Below are 25882 nucleotides of genomic sequence, written 5' to 3'. Positions count from 1 at the left end.
CGCTCGCGAGCCACTGGCTCGCGGGCTTGGTGAACGCCCGCCGCGCTGCGGCGGGCCGGGAGCGCAAAACCAAGCGGGAGCACCCGCTCACCGCTGGCTGATCAGCTGCCGAACAGCGCACCGCTCGCGAGCCACTGGCTCGCGGGCTTGGTGAACGCCCGCCGCGCTGCGGCGGGCCGGGCGAGCAAAGTCGAGCGCGAGGCATTGGGGCCCGGAGCTTGACGAGACCCGCCGAATAGCGCGCCGCTCGCGAGCCACTGGCTGGCGAGCCCGTCGAGCGCCCGCCGCGCCGACCCTCTACGAGCCTCGTCTCACCGCCCGACCGCGCCCCGCCAGTGGGCCCACCCCGGCGCCCTGGGAATTCGCCGAACTGTGGAATCGGGCAAAGTCCCACATTCGATCGGCGCACATCCCCCTTGATACCGTTCAGGTCGCCCCCCACGCTAGAATGCGTGTGGCCAAAGACCAGGCTCGATTCGATCGGGGGCGCGCGGCGCCTCCGATTGCGTTTTCGGGATGCCGAAACGCAAGGACAGGCTGGTCGTCTGGATTCCTGGGGAACTTGCCGGCGGCGGCGCGCTCTTAAACCGTCCCGCCTGTGCCACCCCGTTCGCTTTACACGGACCCGTTCATGCTCAACAGCTTGCTTACCCGCGTTTTCGGCAGCCGCAACGATCGTCTGCTGCGTCAACTGCAACGATCCGTCGTCAGGATCAATGCGCTCGAGCCGGAGATGCAGAAGCTCTCCGACGCACAGCTGCAGGCCAAGACGCCGGAGTTCCAGAAGCGCATCGCCGACGGCGAGTCGCTCGACAAGCTGCTGCCGGAGGCGTTCGCGGTCTGCCGCGAGGCCTCCAGGCGCGTGCTCGGCATGCGTCACTACGACGTCCAGCTGATCGGCGGCATGGTCCTGCATCTGGGCAAGATCGCCGAGATGCGCACCGGCGAAGGCAAGACCCTGGTCGGCACGCTGCCGGTCTATCTCAACGCGCTGGAAGGCCAGGGCGTGCACGTGGTCACGGTCAACGACTACCTCGCACGCCGCGACTCGGCGTGGATGGGCAAGCTCTACAACTGGCTCGGCCTGAGCGTCGGCGTGGTCTATCCGGGCATGCAGCACAGCGACAAGCATGCCGCCTACGCCAGCGACATCACTTACGGCACCAACAACGAATTCGGCTTCGACTACCTGCGCGACAACATGGCGCTGTCGAAGGAAGACCGCTATCAGCGCGGCCTGCATTACGCGATCGTCGACGAAGTCGACTCGATCCTGATCGACGAGGCGCGCACGCCCCTGATCATCTCCGGCCCGGCCGACGAGTCGCCGGAGCTGTATATCAAGGTCAACCGCATCGTGCCGTCGCTGATCCGCCAGGAGAAGGAAGACGGCGAGGGCGACTACTGGGTCGACGAGAAGGGCAAGCAGGTGCACCTGTCCGAAGCCGGTCAGGAACATGCCGAAGACTTGCTGCGCAAGGCCGGCATCCTGCAGGAAGACGAGGACTCGCTGTACGCCGGCCACAACATCAGTGTGGTCCATCACCTCAATGCCGCGCTGCGCGCGCATGCGATCTACCAGCGCGACGTGGACTACATCGTCCGCGACGGCGAGGTGGTGATCGTCGACGAGTTCACCGGCCGCACCCTGCAGGGCCGGCGCTGGTCGGACGGCCTGCACCAGGCGGTCGAGGCGAAGGAAGGCGTGCCGGTCCAGCGCGAGAACCAGACGCTGGCCTCGATCACCTTCCAGAATCTGTTCCGCATGTACAAGAAGCTGTCCGGCATGACCGGTACGGCGGACACCGAGGCTTACGAATTCCAGAGCATCTACGGCCTGGAAGTGATCGTGATCCCGACCAACCGGCCGATGCAGCGCAAGGATCACTCCGATCAGGTCTTCCTCAATCGCGCCGGCAAGTACCGCGCGGTGCTCGGCGAGATCAAGGCGGCGCACGAGCGCGGCCAGCCGGTGCTGGTGGGTACCACCTCGATCGAAGTCTCCGAGATGCTGAGCCAGCAGCTCACCGAGGCCGGCGTGGCGCACGAAGTGCTCAACGCCAAGCAGCACGAACGCGAAGCGAACATCATCGCCCAGGCCGGCCGCCCGGGCGCGATCACCATCGCCACCAACATGGCCGGCCGCGGTACCGACATCGTGCTCGGCGGTTCGCTGGAAGCCGAATTGGCCGACCTGGCCGCGCAGAACGGCGGCGAGCCGGTCGATGAGGTGACCCACCAGCGTCTCAAGACGGCCTGGCAGGAGCGTCACGACCAGGTCAAGGCCTCCGGTGGCCTGCACATCGTCGGCACCGAACGCCACGAATCGCGCCGTATCGACAACCAGCTGCGCGGCCGTGCCGGTCGCCAGGGCGACCCGGGTTCTTCGCGCTTCTATCTGTCGCTCGAAGACAATCTGATGCGCATCTTCGCGGCCGACTGGGTCCAGCGCGTGATGGCGCGCATGGGCCTGAAGGAAGACGACATCATCGAAAGCCCGTTGGTGACCAAACAGATCGCCAACGCGCAGCGCAAGGTCGAGGCCCACAACTTCGACATCCGCAAGAACCTGCTCGACTTCGACGACGTCAACAACGACCAGCGCAAGGTCATCTACGGCCAGCGCGACGAACTGCTCGAAGCCGAAAGCGTGCAGGACAACGTGGTGGGCATCCGCGGCGACGTGGTCGCCGACATGGTCCAGCGCTACGTGCCGGCCAATTCGGTCGACGAGCAATGGGACCTGCCGGGCCTGGAAGCGACGATCGCGCAGGAGTTCAACGTGCAGGTGCCGCTGGTCGAGACCGCGCGCACGGCCGAAGAGCTCGATGCCGAGACGGTCGCCCAGAACGTGCAGGACGCAGTCGAGGCGCATTTCACGACCCGCGAGAGTCAGGTCGGCGCCGAGACCATGCGCATGCTCGAGAAGCACATCATGCTCAACGTGCTCGACCAGAACTGGAAGGAGCATCTGGCGCGCATGGACTATCTGCGCCAGGGCATCCATCTGCGCGGTTACGCGCAGAAGCAGCCCAAGCAGGAATACAAGAAGGAAGCCTTCGAGCTGTTCTCGGAGATGCTCGACAAGGTCAAGCGCGAGGTGGTGACAATCCTGGCCCGCGTGCGCATCCAGAGCGAGCAGGAAGTCGCCGAGATGGAAGCGCTCGAACGCGCCCAGGCCGAAGCGCAGGCGCGGCAAATGCAGTTCCAGCATGCTTCCGCCGGCGGCTTCGGTGCCGACGAGGAAGCCGCGCAGGTGTCCGAGGAAGCCTTCGCCAACGCCGGTCGGAACGATCCTTGCCCCTGCGGCAGCGGCAAGAAGTTCAAGCACTGTCATGGGCAGTTGGGCTGAATCCGGGAATCGGGAGTCGGGAATCGGGAATCGCAAAGCAGAGCCTGATCCGGCTCCCGCCGACGCGGTTTCGGCCGCGACGGCCGCCCCCGATTCCCCATCGCCCTCTCCCCGGTCCCGGCTGGTCGAGGTCGTTGCCGGGGTGATTCGCGATGCACGTGGGCGGGTCCTGCTTGCGCGCCGGACCGAGGGTCGCGATCTGGCCGGCCTGTGGGAATTCCCGGGCGGCAAGCGCGAGTCTGGCGAGACGCCCGAGGCGGCGCTCGCCCGCGAGTTGCACGAAGAACTGGGCATCGAGGCCGAAGTCGGCGCGGCGGTGATCCGCGTGCCGCAGGCTTACCCGGACAAGCGCCTGGTCCTGGACGTGCGCGAGATCCGTCAGTGGCGCGGCAGCGCGCGCGGTCGCGAAGGTCAGGCTCTGGTCTGGGTGCCGCCGCACAAACTGGCCAGCTATGCCATGCCGCCGGCGGATCGCCCGGTCGTCGCCGCATTGCAGCAACCCGAACACTATCTGGTGACCCCCGAACCGGGCGAGAGCGACGAGGCCTGGCTCGATGGCCTGTCGCGCTCGCTGTCGGCCGGCGTACGCCGGGTGCAGCTGCGTCTGCGCACTGTCGCGGCCGACCGCGCGCAGCGGCTGGCCGCGGCCGCCGTGGCGCGTTGCCGGGCGGTCCAGGCCGAAGCGCTGATCAATGGCGACGCCGCCCTGGCCAATGCGCTGGGCGTCGGCCTGCATCTGCGCGCCGTGCAACTGCGCGAGCTGGCCGAACGGCCGGTCCCGGCGGGGGCGCCCCTGGCGGCCTCCTGCCACGACGCGGACGAGCTGCTGGCCGCCCAAGCCCTGGGCTGCGACTTCGCCGTGGTCGGCTCGATCAAGCCGACGCCGAGCCATCCCGGCGTGCTGGGCATCGGCTGGGAGGCGTTCGCGGCCTTGCGCGAGTCGGTCTCGCTGCCGATCTATGCGATAGGCGGCCTGGTCCCGGACGAACTGCCCGAAGCGCGCCGCTACGGCGCGCAAGGCATTGCCGCCATCCGGGGCCTTTGGGTCGCGAGTTAGTTCCCGGCCGTCGGTCCGGATCGGTCCGGATCATCCGCACCGCGGCGGGTTCAACCGGTCGCGCGGCTCGAAGCCAAGGCCCGATAGCGGCGGTCGAGGGCTGCGACCTGGGCCGCCAGGGCCTCGATCGGGCCATCGTTGACGATGACGTCGTCGGCAATCGCGAGCCGCTCGCCGCGGCTCGCCTGGGCCGCGATCATGCGCAGGGCGAGGTCGGCGTCGATGCGATCGCGCTGCATCACCCGAGCCTGCTGGATATCGACCGGCACATCCACCACCAGTACGCGGTCCAACCACGGATAGGCTTCGCGCCCGCCGCCTTCGGCCAGCAGAGGAATCGCCGCGATGGCGTAGGGGCCGGGCGCGTCTGCGCATTGGGTACGCAGCATCGAGCGCACCAGCGGGTGGATGATGGCTTCCAGGCGTTTGCGCGCGCCGTCGTCGCCGAACACGAGCTTGCGCATGGCGGCGCGATCGAGCGCGCCTTGAGCGTCCAAGACGGCCGCGCCGAACTCCGCGACGACTTCAGCCAGCCCGGCGCTGCCGGCTGCGACCGCCGCGCGCGCGGCCAGATCCGCATCGGCCACGGCGATGCCCAGTGTCTCGAAATGCCGGGTGACTTCGCTTTTCCCCGAAGCCACGCCGCCGGTGACGCCGACGCAGAACGCCGTCATGGCTCAGGCGAGGCCGGAGAACTGCAGATAGGCCTGGAGCAGGGACTCGCCCCAGAAGAAGGTGAGCCAGCCGGCGATGGCCAAGTACGGGCCGAACGGAATCGGAATGCCCATGTCGCGGCCCTTGACCGCCAGCCAGATCGAACCGATCACGGCGCCGACGAAGGACGACAACAGGATCGTCGGCAGGACACCCTTGAGGCCGACCCAGGCGCCGATCGCGGCGAGCAGCTTGAAGTCGCCGTGGCCCATGCCCTCGTGCGGGTCTTTGACCCGTCTGACCACCACCTGGTACTGCTTGTAGATCCAGTTGACCAGCCACAGGCTCATGTAGCCGGCGATCGCGCCGAGCACCGCCGGCTTGGTCTGGAAATACAGGTTGTCGCTGCTGGCGACGATGCCCAGCCACATCAGCGGCAGGGTCAGTTGATCGGGTAGCAGTTGGGTCTTGAAGTCGATGCCCGACATCGCGATCAGGAAGCCGGTGAAGACCATCGCGCCGAAGCCCTGCCAGCCGAAGCCGAAGCGCCACACGCAGGCCACCATCAGCAACATGGTCAGCAGCTCGACCGCCGGGTACTGGATCGAGATCGGGGTCTTGCAGCTGCGGCAGCGCCCGCGCAGGACCAGGTAGCTGAGCACCGGGATGTTCTCGTACCAGGACAGTTGGTGCTTGCAGTGCGGGCAATGCGAGCGCTCGACCACGATCCCGGGCGGCGGCGGGTCGTAGACCTCCGGCAGCTCCAGGATTTCGCGCGCGTCTTTCTTCCACTGCCACATCAGCCGCTTGGGCAGGCGCAGGATGACGACGTTGAGGAAGCTGCCGAGTAGCAGCCCGAAGCCGGCCGCGAGGGGATACCCGAGGCCGGGGTTCTGATCTAGGAATGCCATGTGGAAAGGATACGTCCCCGATCAGATCGTCGCAGCAAGTTTGAAGATCGGCAGGTACATCGCGACCACCATGCCGCCGACGACGACGCCCAGGATGATCATGATCAACGGTTCCAACAGGCTCGACAGCGCGTCGACGGCGTTGTTGACCTCCTGCTCGTAGAACTCAGCGACCTTCACCAACATGGTGTCGAGGGCGCCGGCCTCTTCGCCGATGGCGGTCATCTGCACCACCATGTGCGGGAACAGGTTGACCTGCTTCATCGCCATGTTGACTTGGTAGCCGACCGAGACGTCGTCGCGGATCCGGTACACGGCCTTCTCGTAGACCACGTTGCCGGTCGCGCCCGCGACCGTGTCGAGGGCCTCGACCAGAGGCACGCCGGCGCGGAAGGTGACGGCGAGGGTGCGGGCGAAGCGGGCGATCGCGGCGTTGTGCAGGATCTGCCCGATCACCGGGATCTTGAGCATGACCCGGTCGAGGAAATGGGCGAACGCCGGCGAACGGTTCTTGGCCATGATGAAGGCCACGCCGGCGCCGATCGTGAGCAGCAGGATCGCCCACCACCACTGGATCATAAAATCGCTGGCACCGATGACCATCAAAGTGAACGCCGGCAGGTCGGCGCCGAAGCTCTTGAAGGTGGCCTGGAACTGCGGCACGACGAAGATCAGCAGGATCGCGCTGACCAGGATCGCGACGGCCACGACGGTGGCCGGATAGAACAGGGCCTTCTTGATCTTGCCCTTGAGGGTTTCGATGTTTTCCTTGTAACTCGCGATCGTATCCAGCACGGTCTCGAGCACACCGGCGGATTCGCCGGCCTTGACCAGGTTGCGGTACAGCTCGTCGAACTGGACCGGGTGCTTGGACAGCGACTCGTGCAGCGACGAACCGCTTTCGATGTCGGCGCGCACGGCATTAAGCAAGGTCTTCATGCGCGGGTTCTTGTGACCTTCGCCGATGATTTCGAGCGAGGTCACGATCGGCACGCCCGACTTCATCATGGTGGCGATCTGGCGGCTGAAGATCGCGATCTCGCCCGGTGTAATGCGTTTGCCGCTCGCCCCGAACAGGGGTTTGCCCTTCAGCTTGACGACCGTTGGGGTGATGCCCTGGCGGCGCAGTTCGGCGCGCAGCAGGTTGGCGTTCTTCGCCGGCTGCTCGCCCTTCATGACGATGCCGCGCTTGTCGGTGCCCTGCCAGACGAACATGTCCAGCGGGTTGGCGCGGCGTACCGCGGGGGCTTGTTTGGCTGCGGTACGGGTGGCGGGTCGGGTCGCGGACATGATTTAGTCCTTGGTTACGCGGTTGATTTCGGCCAGGCCGGTGACGCCGTTCATCACCTTGATCAGTGCGGAGCGGCGCAAGTCGTTGACGCCGGACTTGATGGCGGCGGCCGCGATCTGCATCGCGTTGCCGCCCTCCAGCACGATGGCCTGGATTTCGTCGGTCATGGGCATGACCTGGTAGATGCCGGTACGTCCCTTGTAGCCTTCGGTGCAGTCCGGGCATCCCGCCGGCTCGTACAACTTGAACCCGGACGCGATCTCTTCCGCGGTGAAGCCTTCGGCGAGCAGAGCGTGTTCGGGCAGATGCACCTCGCGCTTGCAGTCATGCAGACGGCGGGCGAGGCGCTGGGCGATGACCAGGGTCACCGAGGAAGTGATGTTGTAGGGCGCGACGCCCATGTTCATCAGGCGGGCGATGGTCTGCGGCGCATCGTTGGTGTGCAGGGTCGACAGCACCATGTGGCCGGTCTGGGCGGCCTTGATCGCGATCTCGGCGGTTTCGAGGTCGCGGATTTCGCCGACCATGATCACGTCCGGATCCTGACGCAGGAAGCTGCGCAGCGCCGCGGCGAAGGTCATGCCGCGTTTGACGTTCATCTGCACCTGGTTGATGCCGGGTACGCGGATTTCGACCGGGTCTTCGACCGTGGAGATGTTGCGCTGCTCGTCGTTAAGGATGTTCAAGGCGGTGTACAGCGAGACCGTCTTGCCCGAGCCGGTCGGACCGGTCACGAGCACCATACCGTAGGGCTTGGCCACGGCATTGATGAACAATTCCTTCTGGTAATCCTCGTAGCCGAGCTTTTCGATACCGAGCTTCGCCGCGCTGCCATCGAGGATACGCAACACGATCTTCTCGCCGAACAGGGTCGGCAAGGTGCTCATGCGGAAGTCGATCTGCTTGGTCTTGGACAGGTTGAGCTTGATGCGGCCGTCCTGCGGCACGCGCTTCTCGGCGATGTCGAGCTGCGCCATGACCTTCAGGCGCGCGGCGATGCGCGAGTGCAGCTTGTTCGGGACCTTGGCGACCTGCTTGAGCAGGCCGTCGATGCGCAGGCGCACCCGATAATCGGTCTCGTAAGGTTCGAAGTGGATGTCCGAGGCGCCGCGGCGGATGGCGTCGACCAGAACCTTGTTGATGAACTTTACGACCGGGGTATCGTCGCCCTTGGCGTCGATGCCACTGTCGCTTGTCGTGCTGAGATCGTCGTCCTTGCCGATCTCCAGGGTGTCGAGGCCGTCGCTATCGCCGACTGCGTTGGCGAGGGCGTCGGAGTTCTCCAGCCAGCGGTCCAGGGTCCGCCGGATCAGCTCGTCGTCGACCAGGATGGCTTCGACCGCGGCATTGGTCTGGAACTTGATCTCGTCCAGGGCGGCGGTATTGGTCGGATCGGCCAAGCCGATGAACAGCTTGTTGCCGCGTTTGAACAACGGCAGCGCGCTGTGTTTGCGGATCAGTTCCTCGCTGATCGCCCGGACCGCAGACTGGCTGGGGTCCAGCGAGCTCGGGTCGAACAGCGGCACGCCGAATTCGATCGAGTTGGCGGCGGCCAGTTGGGCGGAGGTGGCCAGGCGATGTTCGGCGAGGTAGGTAGCCAGTGGCTTGCGCTCGGCGGTGGCCGCGGCCATGGCTTCGCGCGCCTTGACCTCGTCCAAAGCTCCATCCAAAACCAAACGCCGGGCAATGCCGGTGATACCCACCAAGTTGGCGGTTGCGACGCTGGACATTTCAGCCCTCAGTTTTCCCCACCCTGACTTTACCTCAATCTCCGGGCTCGGTGAGCTGACCGCCGTCGCTTTTCTGGAGTGGGGCAGTTCAGGCGCCGGTGCGGACAGGGTATTCTGCCCCCTCGGGGAGATGACATGCGCGTATCTGTAGTGTTGCCGGCCAAGAATGAGTCGGAGGGGCTGGGCCGGACCCTGCCTGCGTTGCAACAAGCGATGCCCGGGGCGGAGGTAATCGTGGTCGACGATGGCTCTTCCGACGACACCGTCGCGATAGCGGTCAAATTCGGTGCGCTGGTACTTTCGTCGCCCTACTCCATGGGTAACGGCGCAGCGATCAAGCGTGGGGCCCGGGCCGCAACCGGCGACGTTATCGTCTTTATGGATGCCGATGGTCAACACGATCCCGCCGATATTCCATCCCTGCTCGCGCAACTGCAGGCTGGGTTCGACATGGCAGTGGGTGCGCGGAATGGAGCAGGACAAGCCAGCGTTGGCCGAGGCGTCGCTAACGCGCTGTACAATCGTCTCGCCAGTTGGATGACCGGGCATCGAATCCAGGATTTGACATCGGGTTTCCGCGCCGTGCGCACCTCCAGGTTCCTGGAGTTTCTGCATTTGCTGCCGAATGGCTTCAGCTACCCTACGACCAGCACGATGGCGTTCTTCCGTAGCGCCTACCCAGTGGCCTATGTGCCGATCCAGGTCTCCCGCAGGGTCGGGACGAACAGCCACATCCGCCCGCTCCGCGACGGAGTTCGCTTTCTGCTCATCATCTTCAAGATCGCCACGCTCTATTCGCCCCTGAAACTGTTCGCGCCGGCCGCAGTAAGTTTTGCCGTGTTGGGCCTAAGTCATTACGCATGGACGTTTGCGACCCAAGGGCGCTTCACCAACATGAGTGCATTACTGCTGAGTGCCTCGGTGATCGTGTTTTTGATCGGACTGGTGTCCGAACAGATTACTTCGTTGACTTATCAGCGCGCCGATAGGCTATGAATAGACTGCGTGCGCTCGCCGCGCCGCTCTCACGAACTCCGCTGCATCCACAGTGGTTGTTAGGTGGCCGCAAAGCTCCGCTGGGAGTCGGGGCCGTTGTGGGCCGAGTGCTCGATGTGGGAGCGGGCGATCGATGGATCGCCGCGAACCTTGGGCCACGCAGCGAATACATCGCCTTGGATTATCCGGCGACGGGGCGCGATCTATATCGGGCCAAGCCCGATGTATTTGCTGACGCGGCAAGTTTGCCGTTCGCCGATGGTACTTTCGATGCGGTCATCTGCTTGGAAGTTCTTGAGCACGTGCGCAATCCTCAAGGCGTGCTCGACGAGATAAGTCGAGTATTGCGGGCGGATGGTGTCGCCTGGCTGTCGATGCCGTTTCTTTATCCGATCCACGACGCACCGCACGACTATCAGCGGTTCACCGCCCATGGGCTGAAACGCAGCGTCGAAGCGTCTGGTCTGTCGCTTTGCGAGATCGAAAAGACGCAGCATGCGCTGCGCACGGTCGGGTTGTTGGCCAATCTCGGCATTGCTGGGGCGATCCAGGATTCAGAGCGCTGGAAGAGGCCTGTATTAATCCCAATCGCGATGGTAGCAGTCGTCAGCATCAATCTCGGGAGCTGGCTGGCAAGCAAGTTGTGGCCGGATTGGGGGGCATTGACGGCAGGTTACGTGCTCAGGGTCACGAAACGATGAGTGCCGGCGATACCGTCCTGCTGATTACGACGTCCTATGCGCAGACCGGAGACGGCAGTGAGGCCGCAGGTGCCTTCATCGCCGATTTGGCGGAGGAGCTATCGGGCTCGGTATCGATTCGTGTCGTTGCGCCGGGAAGCATGGAGGCCAAGAGTAGACACGGAAGAGTCGAGGTCTGGTCCTTCCAAGCGCCGGGCAAGCCCCTGTCGTTGTTATCGCCGGCCAATCCGAGTAACTGGCTCTCTATCCTGCGCACCTTGCGTTCGCTGAGGCGCGTCGTGCTGGCGGCCGGCGCGGATGGGCGAGTATCCCATGCGCTCGCTTTTTGGGTTCTGCCTTCGGGATGGGCGGCCCAAACGCTTCGACGCAAAAGAGGCGTTCCATACAGCGTCTGGGCACTGGGCAGTGACATATGGTCGCTGGGGAGGATTCCTGTGGTGCGCAGCTTTCTCGGAAGAGTCGCGCGCAATGCGGACTTCGCCTATGCCGACGGCATGCGGTTGGGCGAAGACGCGGCTCGGATCAGCGGGCGCGCTTTCGAGTTCCTTCCCAGTACACGGAAACTGGCGGCGACGCGCCTTAGGCCCGTTGCGCGGAACCCGCCTTATCGCTTGCTGTTCCTGGGAAGGTGGCATCCGAACAAGGGTGTGGACCTGTTGATAGAGGCGCTCGGTCTTCTCAACGATGAGGACTGGTCACGCATAGCTGAGATACATATTGCCGGCGGAGGGCCGCTACAGGAACTCGTGGAGCAGGGAGTTACGAATCTTAAAGCTGCTGGACGACCGATTCGCCTTGACGGCTACCTGGATCGCGGAAGGGCCGCGCAGGCTTTCGGCGAGGCGGACCGCTTGCTTCTGCCGTCACGAGTGGAGAGTATTCCTGTCGTCTTCTCCGATGCGATGAAGTTTTCGATACCGGTAATTTCGATGCCCGTGGGCGATTTGCCGGCTTTGATCGGGGGCGGAACGGGATGGTTGGCGAAGAGTGTCGACGCGAGCGCGTTTGCGAACGCGATCAGAGCATCACTATTGTCCGGGCATGACGATGCCTCCATCCGGACGATGAATGATCGCTTCGCTATCGAGAAGATCGCTCGGCGAATAGTGTCTGCGACGCAGAAGGCGGGAACTACAGCCAGTGATTGATTTTGATTCCGATCATTGGGTCCGGGCCCTGACGCAGGGGCTTGGTGCGCAAGTGGTGCGGCCGACAGCGCCGGAGGCCGGCCTCGTAGCGTGCTTCCGTGCCGGCCCTTTCAGGGTGGCCTATCCTGATTTCCTGATCGGCTCCCAGCGTCTGGATGAAGCGATCTTGTCTCCCCAGATCGATGGTGCGCGGCATCTCAAGGCAGACCTTGTGCGCATTCAGGCGGCGGACGCATTCAAGGGGCCTCAGGTCCTGGCCGAGCATCGGCTGGGGAGTGTCGCCATTTCCGATATGCAGGATTGGAGCGAGCGCAATTGGGAAAAGGCGCGGCGTGCTGCGAATCGCAATGCGAGGTCCTCGCTGGAGGTGAGGCCCGGACGCGCGGGAGATGGAACGCATCTGCATCGCTTGTATCTTTCGACTTTGCGCAGGCATAGAGGTGCGGTGCGTTATACCGAGGGTTACTTCGAAGCAATCGCGCCACATGCCGCTTTAGTCGCCGTGCTGGATGGGACCCTATGCGGCTTTGTTTGTGTGGGGTTTCGTGGAGCCGCTGCTTGCTACATGCATGGCGCACACCTTCCGGAGGCGCGTACCCACTACCCATCGGATCAGTTGTTCTCGGCCATGCTCCGTTCTGCGCGGGAAGCGGGCATGGCCAGTTTCGATTTCCTCCCGTCGCCTTCATCGCAGAACAGTCTGGCGTCTTACAAACGTGCCTGGGGCGGGGAGGATGTCCCGTTGGTCGTCAGCGACCTGGCGTTGCATCCCCTGCGTGCACGTGCCTTCTCGTTTGCGCTTGGGCTATCGCGAACCGTCGGATCAATGCGCCGAACTTGGGTGGGCGGCTAAGATATCGGCCAATCTCGCGGCATCGAACCGAATGCCGCGGAGATATCGGCTGCGGTGGTCGTATAGATTGTCGAAGCCCAGGATGTAGACTCCGGGCAGGTCCCGAATCTCGAACTGCCGATTAATAGGCACGCCGAAGTCGTCGAGGTCGATCGAGTCCGGCAGAAGTTCCAGGGTTGCGCGATATCCGGTTGCCATGATTACGGCAGCGGCACGACGCCGTGTCCCATCGCTGAAGATAAGGTGCCCATCTTCAATCTTGTCGAACATCGGCAAGGTAGCAATCTGGCCGCTTTCTATCAGGGACCGGGTGCGCCCGCCCTCCATCACCGGATAGGAGGGGCGTCTTATCCTGGGCTGCAATCTCGACTGCAGTTCTTCCCAGAAAAAATATGCAGTCTCGCGCAGGGAGGCAACGAAGCCGTGCCGGCGATATTCGACCGGGGAGCGAAGACTCAATGCGCAGGGAATGCCCAGTGAATGCAGTTGGATAATCAATTGACCGGCGGTTACTCGACGCCCGACCACGATGACTGGATCTTCGTTTGCGCGAAGCTCTTCAAGTTGCTCGTAATTACGGATCTCGGCCGCATGAAGGACGCGGATCGAACCGTCGCTGGCCGGGCTCGGGGAGGGCCATGCCGGAGAAAAGAAGTAGCCTGTGGCTAACACCACCGCCGAATATGGGCCATGCATGCCATGCTGGGTATGCAGACACCAAAGTCCCCGTTCGTTTCTGATCAGGCCGGTTACCTTGCAGGATTCGCGTACGTTTCCGCGCAATCGACTGGCTATGTGCAGAAGGTGTGTGAAGTATTCGCTCGCGGGCGGCTTGCGAAACGGATTTCCGCGCAGTGCTTCCCCCGCTGAAAGCGCGTTTGTCCACCACGGGCTCAAGACCCGCAGATCTGGCGGTGCGGCCTTCCAGGTCGCTCCAATCTCCCGTGCCTCGAATAGCTCGTACCCGATTCGCTGCCGATCAAGGCATGTGCCTAGCGCAATACCCGAGGGGCCTCCGCCGATGATTGCGATCATGCGCGTGCCTCGAATAGGACTTCCGCATAGTCCCAAGGTAGAACACCCGTGACGCTTGCGATTCGGATTTCCAGCAGGCGAGCGTAGGGCCAAGCCCAGCGCGGAATCAGACCGGCCGCGATCAGGGGCGTGGAAGGAAAACGGCCGTGGCGAAGAATTGAAGATCGGTCGATGGTGAACCCGGCCGACCTCAGTAGGGCGAGCCATTCCTGCCGCGATCGATGCAGTTTCAGGCCCTGCTCGGCCACGCGTCTGCTGGTGCGGGTCTGTTCAATCATGATGAGTGGCGCGCCGGGTTTGAGCGCCTGGCGGATATCTGCCAGCAAGTTCTTCGCCTGTTCGTCATCGGCGATGTAGCTTAGGACGACGTAAACGACGGTTGCGTCGAGTGCGTCGTCTGCGACGGGTAAATGTTTTCCATCGGTTGCTACGAATAAGCAGGATCGACCGCTGCATCTGCTTTGGGCGTGTCTTAGCAGGCCGGTGGAGATATCGATACCGAGCACGGAGTGTCCCGCGTCGAGCAAAGACGAGGTAGCGCTGGCGCTTCCGCAGCCTAGGTCGAGCAACTTGCCTTTACTCACTGCATAGCGTGCCAGGCTTTCGCGAAAGGCTGCGTCGCGGATACTGGCCAGGTACGTATTTTTCCGCCCGATACGGTCATTCGGATCGATGACCGCCGCCTCCGGGTCGATCTTAGAGAGCGCATCCCAATGCGCTCGTTGCCTGGGGTCAGCGCCGCTCATGTCGAGCCCATAAGGTCAGTATGCTGGCGAGCGTGGCAGCAGCAATTTCCGCCCCGAGAAATACCAATCTCGCAAGTGCGGCGGTTACGGCCAAAGTGGCTGCATCGATCCCGATTAGATTAGGAGCAGCCACGAAGATGGCTTCGCGTACAGCGAGTCCGGCGGGTACCACGAAGGCGGCGAGTGCGAGCAGGGAAGCGGCGCCGTACCATGTGCCCAGCAGCAGCCGCTCGGGGAGCCATGCCAACCCGTGCAGCATTACCGCGAAAACGAGAAAGTAGAAAATCCATTCGCTGCATAGGAGGATCGTGCCGGTCCAGGGCATCGGCGGCAGCGGCTTGTTGGCGGCCAGCGGAACCAGGCGCGGAAGGAATCTACTCAGTTGCCGGAGCCCCCATGATTCGATGGCGGGATGGCGATGCAACCATTCTACCGAGGCAATGACGGGTACTAGCAGGAACAACCAGGCGTGCGAATAGCGAAACGCCAGCAGCAAGCTGATTATGAGCCCGGCCGAAAGCGCGTTGGTCATGGCCATTTGCCAGAGATTCGCGATTACGATTTCACTGGGGCTGTGGGTGCCGGACATGCGCCGCGTCTGGTATACGACACCCCATATCTTGCCGGGCAGGTAACGCACGATCTGCGCCTGCAGGTAGATCGGCAGGTCGACGTGACGGGCGCTAGGAGTCGCGTTGATGCGGTCGAGAAGGCTGAGATGGTACCAACCCTTAAGTACAAACATCGGGATGGCGGCCAGCACGGCGAAGGCGATCTGTTGCCAGCGGATCGCTGCCAACGATAGGCGCATTGCCGCGATCTCGGGGGCTAGCATCCGTACCAGAAATGCGAGTGCCGCAATTACCAGCAGGCCGGTCAGAGCTCGCCGGGTTCTCTTCCTTGCGCTGCCATGTCCGTCGCCGGCTGGTGCCGATGCGCGGGCATCGCTATCGGGAGGGCCGAGAGTCATGATCGTGAGGCGCGGATGGCCGTTTCAGCACGCAAGAGCCTGAGTCACCGCTTCCGCGACGCGTTGCAGCTCAGAGTCGGTTAATCTCGACGAGATAGGCAAGCTTACTGTTTGCTGGCCGATCGCCCTCGCATTCGGCCATTGGTCGGGATCCCAGCCGAATCGTTCGCGATAGTAGGGATGTTCGGCGACGGACTGATAGTGCACGCCGGTGCCGATGCCGAGAGCATTCATGTTGTCCAGAAACGTATCCCGATCGGGGCTTGTGCCGGTGTTGCCGATGCGTACGGTGTAAAGATGAAGCGCGTGCCTTGTTTGGGGTTCGGGAGGCGTGGGCAGGACCAATGGCAGTCCTGAGAGCGCCTGCCCATACATTTCCCAAAGCGCGCGCCGGCGCAACCAATTCTGCTCCACCCGAGCCAGTTGGTGCAGCCCGATGGCTGCCTGCAGATCCATCATATTGTATTTGAAGCCGCACTCGACGACTTGGTAATGCTTATAGCCCTTGTCGCTGAAACGATGCCAAGCGTCCTTGCTCATCCCATGCAAGGCCAGGGTACGCGCGCGGGCTACCAGTTCGGCATCGCGCCCAACGATCATCCCGCCTTCGCCTGCCACTACGTTCTTGGTTACATAGAAGCTGAAACAGCCGAAATCTCCGAATGTCCCCGCTTTGATGCCGCGATACTCAGTTTCTACGGCATGCGCGCAATCTTCGATGACCATCAGCTGATGCTTGCGCGCAATCGCCATGATGCGGTCCATATCGCAAGGGCGTCCTGCGAAATGCACCGGCAAGATGGCACGCGTCCTGGGTGTGATCGCCGCTTCGATCGCTTCCGGGGCGATGTTCTGCGTGGCGGGGTCGACGTCGGCCAGAACCGGTACCAGATCCGCATGGAGAATCGAATTAATGGTCGCGCAGAAGGTTAATGGCGTGGTGATAACTTCGCTGCCAGGCTCGAGCCCGGCAGCAACCATGCTCACATGCAGGGCCGCGGTGCAGGAGTTCAAACCTGCCGCTTGTGTCGCATCGAGCCCCTTGTAAGCGGCAAAATCGGATTCGAAGCGAGCGACTCTCGGCCCGGTGCCCAGCCAGCCCGACCTAAGGCAAGCTTCCACTTCCTTGATTTCTGCCTCTTGGATGTCAGGTGCGGCAAAGACGAGGAACGGCGGTTTCGTGGCGGATGGGTTCATGACGGTACTACCGTGGATGGGGCTGCCGATTGGCATTGGGCGAAATCGCCGAGCGCGTTGCATCCAGCATGGCTTGGCTCCGTTTGTCCCGACTATCGATGCGCAATTGCAAGTCGCTCAACAGGCGCTCAGCCTCTTGCTGGCGACCATTGTGTGCGAGGGCTCGTGCCAGCAATCCGCCTACTTCGGGTGTCGACGGCGGCTGCCAAGCAAGTTGGGCTTGCCCCAGGGCCTCCGACCAATGCTCTGCGCGACTGTAGACCAATGCGGCAGCGTAACGCAGCTGCCACTTGGGCAGTATGTCGTCGGACTGCGAGGTCGCTTTGTCAGCGATCGCGGCGATCGTGTCTGCGACGCGTCGTTGCCCCAGGGATGCGCAGCGTCCTTTGTTGGTGGCTTGAACCAGCAATCCGACGGCTTGTATTTCGGCTATCGTCAATTTCGGCCGCGCGTCCGCAACGGCCTGGTCGAGCCATTTCGGATCGGTACCGCTGCCGCGCAGGCAGCTGATCGAAATCAGGTCGAGGTGAGCCAACGATCGAGTGCGGCGATCTCCGCTCTTTGCGAGTGGTAGCAGAAGATCCGATGCGTGGTCGTAGAGCCCCTTGTTGATCGCCAGGATGGCCTTGGCTTGGACCGCGCGAACCGAACTTGGCTGGTTGGCGACAGCGTGTTCGATGATGGCTTCCTTGTCCCGCCAGACCCGTGCCTGCTGATAAGTCACGCTGCCGAGGGCGGTGGCGCCGGCCAGCAGAGCCACGCCGATTGCGCCGTGAAACCTTTTATTGCTCCGGAGCTCGATCGGTAGCAGGCTCAATAATCCAGCGAGTGCCAGCGTTAAGCCGATCGCCGGCAGATAATTCCGGTGCTCATAGTAGAGCTCGAGAGGTAGAATGCTGGACTCCACCGCGTGGGCTGCTAGAAAGAAGAACCAACCGGCAAAGAGACTCGGTGACGTGCGGCGCAGGACGATGACGATGCCGCTAACGGCGATCAGAGCCAGAATCGACAGCAGCGTGGTAATGGGAGATAACAGCCCCGCCGATGCCGCGAAGCCGTCGGTATAGAGACCGAGTTCGGCGCTGCGAGGAAACAGCAACATTCCGAGATAGGACATAAGCGCCCGCGATTGCGAAAGCAAACGTTCGAGCATATCGAAGTCTCTGATCTCGTATCCTGCCAGCAGCAGATCCGGTCGGAGCAGCAGGACAGCGAGCGCACCCAATGCGGGCAGTGCCAGCGTTAGCGAGTAGAAACCCGTGAGCACGCGTCGAGTTGCTTGGTTTCGCGAGAAGTAGGCGACCTCGATCACCAGACAGAGCGCAGAGGCGACGGCTGCGTTCTCCTTGCTGAGCAGACCCAGTAGCCAGAGGGCAGGCATTGCGAGGAAGAGCCATGCGATCGCCGGTGCGCGAGCCCCGCGTTCCAGGCGAACCCGGCCGGCGACGTAGGCCAACAGCGATGCCAGGACGAACAAGGTGCTCAACTGAGCCATGCGTTGCACGACATAGAGGACCGTGCTCACATGCAAAGGGTGTATCAGCCACACCGTCGTGGCCGCGGCCGCGGCCGGCCAAGCCCAGTGCTGAAGCCGTGAATCTCTCGACATCAGGCGGCGTAGCAAAGCGAAACACAGAACGCCGCAAGCGAGATGAACTAGGAGGTTGCCCAGCTTGAAATGGTAGGCGTAGGAACCGCCGGCCCATGCGCTGAACAAGAACGACGCCATCGAAACAGGGCGGCCCAAGGGGCCTGAGATATTGCCGAATACGGCCTCCTGCCAACCGATCTCGCCCGCAAGCCAGGGCTTGAGCGGGGCGAGATTGAAATTGTCGTCGAACAGGAAAGGGCCAGTGAGGCCAACGCTATAGATGAGAAAGGTGGCGGCAAAAACGAGGTAGAGCGCCATCTTGAGATGCGTTGTGTACTTGCTCATCCACCACGTCGCTTAAGCGTTATCGGGCGTCGCGGAGGCGCTCTCTACCGAGAGATTACTCAGCGCGACATTCTGCCGGTACGAGCACCGGATTGGTCGTCACAGGAACACTGCAATTCCAGTCGAGGCCGCCTTGGGTTGCGACCGGGGTCAGAGTGAAAGTTACCGCGCCTGATCCTGTCAATGTCGGTGCGGTGATGACGCCGTTGTCACCGACTTCGATCGCGTCGCAGTACTCAGTGGCGCTGGAGACATAGCCGGTGTTGGTTGCGTTAACCAGTGAGAGCGAACCGCGGTCCTGGGCAGTCTCTGCGACCGACAACTTGGCAGCGGCAGCGAGGTTCAAGCACTCGCTGTTCTTGGTGCGCATTACGTAGTCGAGATAAAGCGGTAGTGCGATGGCGGTGAGTATGCTGACGATCGCTATCACGATCATCAGTTCGATCAAGGTAAAGCCACGCTGGCGTTTCATTGGACCCCCCTGGGCGGACTGCGCTTCTTCTGAATTTGTGCCGGCTTCGGGGGAAAAACCGGATCGGGCTGGATGCGTCCAATGCACCTAGAAGAAGCCCCGGCACGCGGGCCGGGGCTTCTGGTACGCGTTCAACAAACAACGGTACTTAATTACGGGGTGCGGCATTCCGCCGGGATCTGCGCGTCATTCTGCTGGCCGGTAGCCGTGCAGGTCCAGTCGAGACGGCCGCCGGCCGAAGCCGGGGTCAGGGTGAAGGTTACGGCGTCGCCACCGGTGTTGGCGCTGACCGCGGTGATCGCACCACCGTCTTCGATATCGACGCTGGCGCAGTAGTCGCTGGCGGTGAAGGTGTAGCCGGTGAGGGCCTCGGTGATGGTGGCCAACGTGCCGCGATCGTGAGCCGTTTCAGCGACCGACAGCTTGGCGGCGGCGGCGACGTTCAGGCACTCGGCGTTCTTGGTGCGGATGGTGTAGTTCTGATACGCCGGCAGAGCGATGGCGATCAGGATGCCGAGGATGGCGATGACGATCATCAGTTCGATGAGGGTAAAGCCTTGCTGCTTCTTCATGGTATTTCCCCTAGGAGTGATTGAGTTGCTTCACGTGCCTGCAGGCTCGATTGCTCGGTCCTTCGGCAGCCGTGCGTGCCGCACGTGCATAGAGGAATACGCACATCCCATGCCAACCTCCCTAGTCATGAACCCGGGGATCGAAAGTGATAGTCAGGTCACGTAAAGCGAGTTCGAGGCGATGGATAGGGTGACGCAGAAGGTCAGTCGGAGGGTTGTGATGGTGACCTAATGCGTCATGTTGCACATTGATTGACCGGAACTGAGGTGCCCGTCACGCAAGGCTTGGCCGGTGCCGGAGCCACGGCAGATGAGCAGGAAAAGCGAATCGGCGGTGCGCTTCGCGGCGCCCTGCAGCGGCCTTATTTCGTCGATGGCCGGGCCGAGCGACGGGTCGATGCGATCGCCGTATGGATGTGTGTTCGGTGCGGGCGGGCGTGGCATTGCATGCATGAGCACGACGCCACGATCGCGGTTGCGCGCGCTGCGGTGAGTTTCGCTTCGTTGACGGCGGGGCGAGTCGCGTCGGTGGGACTACGCGGAAACGCATGCTCGGTAGCCGGGAGGGGCTGGTGGCGGCAGTCTGCGACAGGCGACGCGCTGGGGGCGTCGGGTATGCATCGTTCGCGGCGCTACTGCCGATGTGGGCGGCACGCTCGACCGAACGATGACGTCGTTCGGCCGAGCGTTCGTCGGGTCAGTCGATCCCGAGCTTCTTGAGCTTGTAGCGCAGCGCGCGGAAGGTGATGCCGAGTGCGGCCGCAGTGCGGGTCTTGTTGTAGCGGTTTTCCTGCAGGGCCTGCTGGATCGCGGCGCGCTCGATCTCTTCTATATAAGAAGGCAGGGCGCTGGTCGCGGTGTCGCGCGGGTTGAGGGTGCGCGGGTCGACGGCGCCGGCCGCTTGCTGCGGCGCTGCGCCTGCGTTCTGCAGTTCGTTCAAAGGGGCCTGGGTGGCCAGGCGCGGCAGGCGCAGGTCGCTGGCGTTGAGGACTTCGCCTTCGGCCAATGCGAGCGCGCGTTCGAGAATGTTCTCGAGCTCGCGCACGTTGCCCGGGAAGCCGTAGGCGCGCAGCGCCTCCTGGGCGTCCTCGCCGAGGCGCGGCACCGGACGGCCCTGGCTGCCGGCGAGGCGGTGCAGGATCTTCGCGGCCAGGCCGGGCAGGTCGTCGAGGCGTTCGCGCAACGGCGGCACGCGCAGCTCGATGACGTTGATGCGGTAGTACAAGTCCTGGCGGAAGCGGCCTTCGGCGACCAGCGCGGCGAGGTCCTTGTGGGTCGCCGACAGAATGCGCACGTCGACGACGAGCTCGGCCTGGGCGCCGACCGGACGAATGGATTTTTCCTGGATCGCGCGCAGCAGCTTGACCTGCATCGGCAGCGGCAGCTCGGCGACTTCGTCCAGGAACAAGGTGCCGCCGTCGGCGGCCTGGAACAGGCCGGGCTTGTCGACGTGGGCGCCGGTGAAGCTGCCCTTCTTGTGGCCGAAGAACTCGCTCTCCATCAGCTCGGCCGGAATCGCGCCGCAGTTGACCGGCACGAACGGGCCGTCGGCGCGGCCGCCTTCGGAATGGATGGTGCGCGCGACCAGTTCCTTGCCGACGCCGGACTCGCCGGCGATATACACCGGGGCCTGGCTGCGGGCGACCTTGCCGATGGTCTGGCGCAGCTTGATCATCGCCGGCGATTCGCCGTACAGGCGCGAGCCGACCGCCTCGCTGGCGCTGCGGCGGGTGTCGTTGAGTTCGAGCGCGTGGCGCACGAGATCGCGCAGCACCGCCAGGTCGACCGGCTTGGCGACGAAATCGAAGGCGCCGGCCTTGAGCGCGTCGACCGCGGCTTCGACGTTGCCGAAGGCGGTGATCATCGCGACCGGGGTATTGGGGTATTTCTGGCTGATCTCGGCGACCAGGTCCATGCCCGAGCCGTCGGGCAGGCGCATGTCGGTCAGGCACAGGTCGTAACGATTGCGCAGCAGTTGGCTGCGCGCCTCGCCGAGGCCCGATGCGGTGTCGCAACGCAGGCCCATGCGGCCCAAGGTCATGACGAGGAGCTCGCGAATATCGCGCTCGTCATCGACCACCAATGCACTACGAGTTTCTGCCATTGCGCCCTCCACCGCCCACGATAGCTTAACGAGGCCGTCGCGGCCAAGACGCACAGGATCGGGAATCCCAGGTCGGGAATCCGCTCGCGCAAGTATGGCTCAGACCAGGGACAGCGCGCTCGCTCCGGCGAGCCGGATGCGGAAGCAGCCGCCGCCGCCGGGCACCGGCACGAAGTCGAGCGAGGCCTGATTGGCCCGGCAAAGCTCGCGTGCGATGTACAGCCCCAGGCCGGTGCCGTGGCTGGAGGTGGTGAAGAACGGGCGGAACAGGCGCTCGGCGACCGACTCGGGAATGCCGGGGCCGCGGTCGAGCACGTCGATCGCGGGCAGGCCGACTTCATCGAAGTACACGTGCACGGTGACCCGCGCCGGCTGGCCGGGAATGCGGCCGTAGGTCAGGGCGTTGTGCACCAACACGGTCAGGGCCTGGTGCAACTGTCTGGGGTCGACCAGGGCTTCGACCTGGCTGCGCGGTCCGGTCGCGCGCAGGGTGTCTTGTTCGATCGGATGGCTGGTGCGGTATTCGTCGACGAACTGGCGTACGAAGCCCATCAGTTCGACGTGCTCGGGCTTGGCCGGTTCGCGTCGTGCCATGCCGAGGACGTTCTCGACGATGCCGTTCATGCGCGAGCCCTGCTGGCGCACGATCTCGAGCAGGCGGCGGTCGGAAATCGCGATGTCGTGCGATTCCTCCAGCAACTGCACGGCGTAGTTGATCGCGGCGAGCGGATTGCGGATCTCGTGGGCGAGGCTGGCCGAGAAGCGGCCGAGCGCGGCCAGGGTGATCGACTCGGCATGGCGCGACACCAGCGAGGTGTCGTCGAGGAAGATCAGGGTCTGGTCGCTGCCGGCGAGCAGGCGGGTGAAGCGCGGCACCACCTCGGGCAGGTCGGGGGCGAGTTGCAGCGGGCTTTCGTCGGGCCGGCCTTCGGTGCGCCAGCGGCTCAGGCGGCGCGCCAGTTCCGGCGAGGCGATCGCCAACACGCGATGGCCGTGGCGTTGGCCATCGTACTCGCCGGAATCGCCGAGCAGCAGCATGGCCGCCTCGTTGGCCAGGCGCAGGCGGCCTTCGCCGTCGACCAGCAACACGCCGGTGCGCATGCGGCGGATGATGAGTTCGTTGATCTCGGCGTAGTTGGCGGCCTCGGCGCCGCGGCGCTCGGCCAGGTCCTGGGTTTCGCGCATCTGCCGGCCGAGGGCGTTGGTCAGCAAGGCGATCGAGAGGTAGCCCAGGGCGAACATGATCGGTTCGGCGACGGTCCGGCCGAGGCTTTCGCCACCGATTTCGTTCCAGATCCATTCGCCGATCAGGCCGATGCAGGCCAGGACCGCCGCGCCGATGCCGTAGCGGGCGCGCAGCAGCAGGGCCGCGGCGCCGACGTTGAACATCAGCATCAGGGCGATGCCGGTGCCGGCGCGCGGCAAGGCATGGATGGCCAGGATGCCGAAGAACAGGTCGCTGGCGATGCCGGCGAAGACCTGGCTGCGCAGCTCGCCGCGCCGGCTGAACAGAAACAGCAGGCCCGCGATGAACAGATAGGCCAGGGCCAGCGAGCGCGCGAACAGGTCGTGGCGGGGCGCTCCGATCAGGTCCGCCACCGGGCCGAACAGGAAGAACACCAGCAGGGCGGCTTCCAGCAGGCGGTACAGGGTGAAGAAATAGAGTTCGCGGCGCAGCGCGAGGTCGGCATCGGCCGGACTGACGGGGGCGAGACCTGACGGCAAGCGGGGTTTCCCTGCGCGGGCGGAGTATTGATCAGTATAGGGCGACTGGCTTGTCTCGGCCTGCGCCGATCGCAGGGCGCGGCCGGGAGGGGCGGGAAGGGGCCGGGCGGGAAGGGGGCCGGCTCGGCCCGGGGCGGCCGGGTGGCCGGAATGGCGGGGTTTTGCTTCGGCCCGCCCCGATCGGCGACAATGCGGCCCCCTCGCGCGTGCTCCGGCTTCCGGCCGCATGCACCTGCGGGACGTCTTTCACTCCCCTCGGTGACGCATGAATTTTCACGAATATCAGGCAAAGCAGCTGTTTGCCGACTACGGCATCGCAGTGCCGGCCGGGCGCGTTGCGCGCACTCCGGAAGAGGCCGTCGCGGCCGCCAAAGCCATTCCCGGCGACCTGTGGGTGGTCAAGGCCCAGATCCACGCCGGTGGCCGCGGCAAGGCCGGCGGCGTCAAGCTGGCCAAGAGCTACGACGAAGTGAAGCAGTACGCCCAGGCCATGCTCGGCACCAAGATGGAGACCTACCAGTCGGCCGGCGTCGCCCTGCCGATCGATACGGTGCTGATCTCCGAAGGCACCGACATCGCCAAGGAACTGTATCTGTCGGTATTGGTGGATCGCTCGACCCAGTCGGTCACCTTCATCGCTTCGGCCGAAGGCGGCGTGGAAATCGAGAAGGTCGCCGAGGAAACTCCGGACGCGATCAAGACCGTGCACGTCAACTACGTGCAGGGCCTGCAGGCCTACCAGTGCCGCGAGCTCGCCTTCGACCTGGGCCTCAACGCCAAGCAGGCCGGCCAGCTGACCACGATCATGCTGGGCCTGTACAAGCTGTTCAACGAGAAAGACCTGGCGCTGGTCGAACTGAACCCGTTGGCGATCCTCACCAACGGCAACCTGGCCGTGCTCGACGGCAAGGTCAACAGCGACGACAACGCCACGTTCCGCCACAAGGACCTGGCCGCGATGCGCGACATCCGCCAGGAAGACGAGACCGAGGTGCTGGCCAGCCAGCACGACCTCAACTACGTCACCATGGACGGCAATATCGGCTGCATGGTCAACGGCGCCGGCCTGGCGATGGCGACCATGGACGTCATCCAGCTGGAAGGCGGCTCGCCGGCCAACTTCCTCGACGTCGGCGGCGGCGCCACCAAGGAGCGCGTGACCGAGGCGTTCAAGCTCATCCTGAGCTCGGACAAGGTCAAGGCGATCTTCGTCAACATCTTCGGCGGCATCGTCCGCTGCGACATGATCGCCGAGGGCATCATCGCCGCGGTCAAGGAAGTCGACGTCAAGGTGCCGGTGATCGTGCGTCTGGAAGGCACCAATGTGGAAGCCGGCAAGGAACTGCTGAAGAACTCGGGTCTGGCCATCACTGCGGCGGACAACATCAACGACGGTGCCAAGAAGGCGGTTGCCGCCGTCGCCGGCAAGTGAGGCAGGACTGACATGAGCGTTTTGATCAACAAGAACACCAAGGTGATCGTGCAGGGCTTCACCGGCTCGCAGGGCACCTTCCACGCCGAACAGATGCTCGAGTACGGCACCAAGGTCGTCGGCGGCGTGACCCCGGGCAAGGGCGGCACCCAGCATCTGGGCCTGCCGGTCTTCAACACCGTGCGCGACGCGGTCGACGAGACCGGCGCCGACGCGTCGGTGATCTACGTGCCGCCGCCGTTCGCGGCCGACGCGATCCTGGAAGCCGCCGCTGCCGGCATCAAGGTCATCGTGTGCATCACCGAAGGCATTCCGGTGCTGGACATGCTGCGCGTCAAGAACACCCTCAACGGTTACGACGACGTGGTCCTGGTCGGCCCGAACTGCCCGGGCGTGATCACGCCGGGCGAGTGCAAGATCGGCATCATGCCGGGCCACATCCACATGCCGGGCAAGATCGGCATCGTCTCGCGTTCGGGCACGCTGACCTATGAAGCGGTCAAGCAGACCACCGACGTGGGCCTGGGCCAGTCGACCTGCATCGGCATCGGCGGCGACCCGATCAACGGCACCAACTTCATCGATGCGCTGAAGTGGTTCCAGGACGACCCGCAGACCGAAGGCATCATCATGGTCGGCGAGATCGGCGGTTCGGCCGAGGAAGAAGCGGCCGAGTTCATCAGCCAGTACGTGACCAAGCCGGTGGTCGGCTTCATCGCCGGCGCTTCGGCGCCGAAGGGCAAGCGCATGGGCCACGCCGGTGCGATCGCCTCGGGCGGTTCGGGCACGGCCGAAGGCAAGTTCGCGGCGATGGAAAAGGCCGGCGTCACCACGGTGAAGTCGCCCGGCGACCTCGGCGCGGCGATCGCCAAGCGTCTGGCCAAGTAAGCGGCCGGACAGGCCGGCCGACGAGTCCGTCTCGGCGGTCGGAACGCAAAAAAGCCGCCTTAGGGCGGCTTTTTTGTCTGTAGCACCGATGTGCTACATTCGCCTGGCTACC

The 25882-nt window shown here is 64.0% G+C and carries 21 protein-coding genes; 8 read left to right on the top strand and 13 right to left on the bottom strand.

Annotated features, from left to right (window positions below; all coding sequences use genetic code 11):
- Window positions 1–631 precede the first annotated feature (631 nt).
- Both secA and GLA29479_RS08910 read left to right on the top strand, forming a co-directional pair.
- A complete protein-coding gene (secA, locus tag GLA29479_RS08915) occupies window positions 632–3352 on the top strand; it encodes a preprotein translocase subunit SecA (protein WP_057916944.1) in 2721 nt (906 codons plus the stop codon).
- Window positions 3336–4409 (top strand): Nudix family hydrolase, encoded by a 1074-nt coding sequence (locus GLA29479_RS08910; protein WP_082638438.1) that lies wholly within the window; start codon window positions 3336–3338, stop codon window positions 4407–4409. The genes secA and GLA29479_RS08910 overlap by 17 nt, the downstream gene beginning before the upstream one ends.
- A 50-nt stretch (window positions 4410–4459) precedes the next feature.
- On the opposite strand, the gene coaE is transcribed toward GLA29479_RS08910, so the two are convergent.
- The 4 genes from coaE to pilB all read right to left on the bottom strand — a co-directional run bounded on the left by coaE (window position 4460) and on the right by pilB (window position 8995).
- Entirely contained in the window at window positions 4460–5083 is a 624-nt protein-coding gene (coaE, locus tag GLA29479_RS08905) for a dephospho-CoA kinase (RefSeq protein WP_057971377.1), read from the bottom strand.
- A 3-nt stretch (window positions 5084–5086) separates the two neighbouring features.
- A complete protein-coding gene (locus GLA29479_RS08900) occupies window positions 5087–5974 on the bottom strand; it encodes a prepilin peptidase (protein ID WP_057971376.1) in 888 nt (295 codons plus the stop codon).
- A gap of 21 nt (window positions 5975–5995) precedes the next feature.
- Window positions 5996–7189 (bottom strand): type II secretion system F family protein, encoded by a 1194-nt coding sequence (locus GLA29479_RS08895; RefSeq protein ID WP_237051791.1) that lies wholly within the window; start codon window positions 7187–7189, stop codon window positions 5996–5998.
- Window positions 7190–7267: 78 nt separating this feature from the next.
- A complete protein-coding gene (pilB, locus tag GLA29479_RS08890) occupies window positions 7268–8995 on the bottom strand; it encodes a type IV-A pilus assembly ATPase PilB (protein WP_057971375.1) in 1728 nt (575 codons plus the stop codon).
- A gap of 135 nt (window positions 8996–9130) precedes the next feature.
- Between pilB and GLA29479_RS08885 the strand changes: the two genes are divergently transcribed.
- Genes GLA29479_RS08885 through GLA29479_RS23620 form a run of 4 tightly spaced genes read left to right on the top strand, consistent with a single transcriptional unit; the run spans window position 9131 to window position 12693 of the window.
- Entirely contained in the window at window positions 9131–9991 is an 861-nt protein-coding gene (locus tag GLA29479_RS08885; RefSeq protein ID WP_057916950.1) for a glycosyltransferase family 2 protein, read from the top strand.
- On the top strand, window positions 9988–10692 hold the full coding sequence (locus tag GLA29479_RS23625; RefSeq protein ID WP_082638436.1) for a class I SAM-dependent methyltransferase: 705 nt from the start codon (window positions 9988–9990) through the stop codon (window positions 10690–10692). The genes GLA29479_RS08885 and GLA29479_RS23625 overlap by 4 nt, the downstream gene beginning before the upstream one ends.
- On the top strand, window positions 10689–11840 hold the full coding sequence (locus tag GLA29479_RS08875) for a glycosyltransferase (protein ID WP_057971373.1): 1152 nt from the start codon (window positions 10689–10691) through the stop codon (window positions 11838–11840). The genes GLA29479_RS23625 and GLA29479_RS08875 overlap by 4 nt, the downstream gene beginning before the upstream one ends.
- Window positions 11833–12693, top strand: coding sequence for a GNAT family N-acetyltransferase (locus tag GLA29479_RS23620; protein WP_082638434.1), 861 nt, complete (start codon window positions 11833–11835; stop codon window positions 12691–12693). Before GLA29479_RS08875 ends, GLA29479_RS23620 begins: the two co-directional genes overlap by 8 nt.
- Here GLA29479_RS23620 and GLA29479_RS23615 read toward each other — a convergent pair.
- The 9 genes from GLA29479_RS23615 to GLA29479_RS08825 all read right to left on the bottom strand — a co-directional run bounded on the left by GLA29479_RS23615 (window position 12664) and on the right by GLA29479_RS08825 (window position 23450).
- Entirely contained in the window at window positions 12664–13728 is a 1065-nt protein-coding gene (locus GLA29479_RS23615; RefSeq protein WP_169795633.1) for an NAD(P)-binding domain-containing protein, read from the bottom strand. The two genes, GLA29479_RS23620 and GLA29479_RS23615, sit on opposite strands and share 30 nt — an antisense overlap.
- Window positions 13725–14474, bottom strand: coding sequence for a class I SAM-dependent methyltransferase (locus GLA29479_RS08860; protein WP_057971370.1), 750 nt, complete (start codon window positions 14472–14474; stop codon window positions 13725–13727). The genes GLA29479_RS23615 and GLA29479_RS08860 overlap by 4 nt, the downstream gene beginning before the upstream one ends.
- Window positions 14461–15285, bottom strand: coding sequence for a hypothetical protein (locus GLA29479_RS08855; protein ID WP_248842822.1), 825 nt, complete (start codon window positions 15283–15285; stop codon window positions 14461–14463). The genes GLA29479_RS08860 and GLA29479_RS08855 overlap by 14 nt, the downstream gene beginning before the upstream one ends.
- Before the next feature lie 183 nt (window positions 15286–15468).
- A complete protein-coding gene (locus GLA29479_RS08850; protein ID WP_057919928.1) occupies window positions 15469–16641 on the bottom strand; it encodes a DegT/DnrJ/EryC1/StrS family aminotransferase in 1173 nt (390 codons plus the stop codon).
- Between the two features lie 7 nt (window positions 16642–16648).
- Window positions 16649–18577 carry a tetratricopeptide repeat protein gene (locus GLA29479_RS08845; RefSeq protein ID WP_057916957.1) on the bottom strand — a complete coding sequence of 643 codons (1929 nt, stop codon included), beginning with the start codon at window positions 18575–18577 and terminating at the stop codon, window positions 16649–16651.
- Window positions 18578–18632: 55 nt separating this feature from the next.
- Window positions 18633–19049 carry a pilin gene (locus tag GLA29479_RS25740; protein WP_057916958.1) on the bottom strand — a complete coding sequence of 139 codons (417 nt, stop codon included), beginning with the start codon at window positions 19047–19049 and terminating at the stop codon, window positions 18633–18635.
- A 152-nt stretch (window positions 19050–19201) separates the two neighbouring features.
- Window positions 19202–19621 carry a pilin gene (locus GLA29479_RS25965; RefSeq protein ID WP_057971368.1) on the bottom strand — a complete coding sequence of 140 codons (420 nt, stop codon included), beginning with the start codon at window positions 19619–19621 and terminating at the stop codon, window positions 19202–19204.
- A gap of 697 nt (window positions 19622–20318) precedes the next feature.
- Window positions 20319–21725: a sigma-54-dependent transcriptional regulator gene (locus GLA29479_RS08830; RefSeq protein ID WP_057916960.1), complete on the bottom strand. Its 1407-nt coding sequence runs from the start codon at window positions 21723–21725 to the stop codon at window positions 20319–20321.
- Between the two features lie 99 nt (window positions 21726–21824).
- Window positions 21825–23450, bottom strand: coding sequence for a sensor histidine kinase (locus tag GLA29479_RS08825; protein WP_057916961.1), 1626 nt, complete (start codon window positions 23448–23450; stop codon window positions 21825–21827).
- A 265-nt stretch (window positions 23451–23715) separates the two neighbouring features.
- Between GLA29479_RS08825 and sucC the strand changes: the two genes are divergently transcribed.
- Together sucC and sucD are read left to right on the top strand one after the other, a co-directional pair.
- Window positions 23716–24882, top strand: a complete 1167-nt coding sequence (sucC, locus tag GLA29479_RS08820) for an ADP-forming succinate--CoA ligase subunit beta (protein WP_057971367.1) — start codon at window positions 23716–23718, stop codon at window positions 24880–24882.
- A gap of 12 nt (window positions 24883–24894) precedes the next feature.
- Window positions 24895–25770 carry a succinate--CoA ligase subunit alpha gene (gene sucD, locus GLA29479_RS08815; protein ID WP_057916963.1) on the top strand — a complete coding sequence of 292 codons (876 nt, stop codon included), beginning with the start codon at window positions 24895–24897 and terminating at the stop codon, window positions 25768–25770.
- Window positions 25771–25882 lie beyond the last annotated feature (112 nt).

The sequence above is a fragment of the Lysobacter antibioticus genome (assembly GCF_001442535.1).
Taxonomy (GTDB): domain Bacteria; phylum Pseudomonadota; class Gammaproteobacteria; order Xanthomonadales; family Xanthomonadaceae; genus Lysobacter; species Lysobacter antibioticus.
Note: the sequence above shows the minus strand (reverse complement) of the source record. Positions and strands in the feature narration are given on the sequence as shown.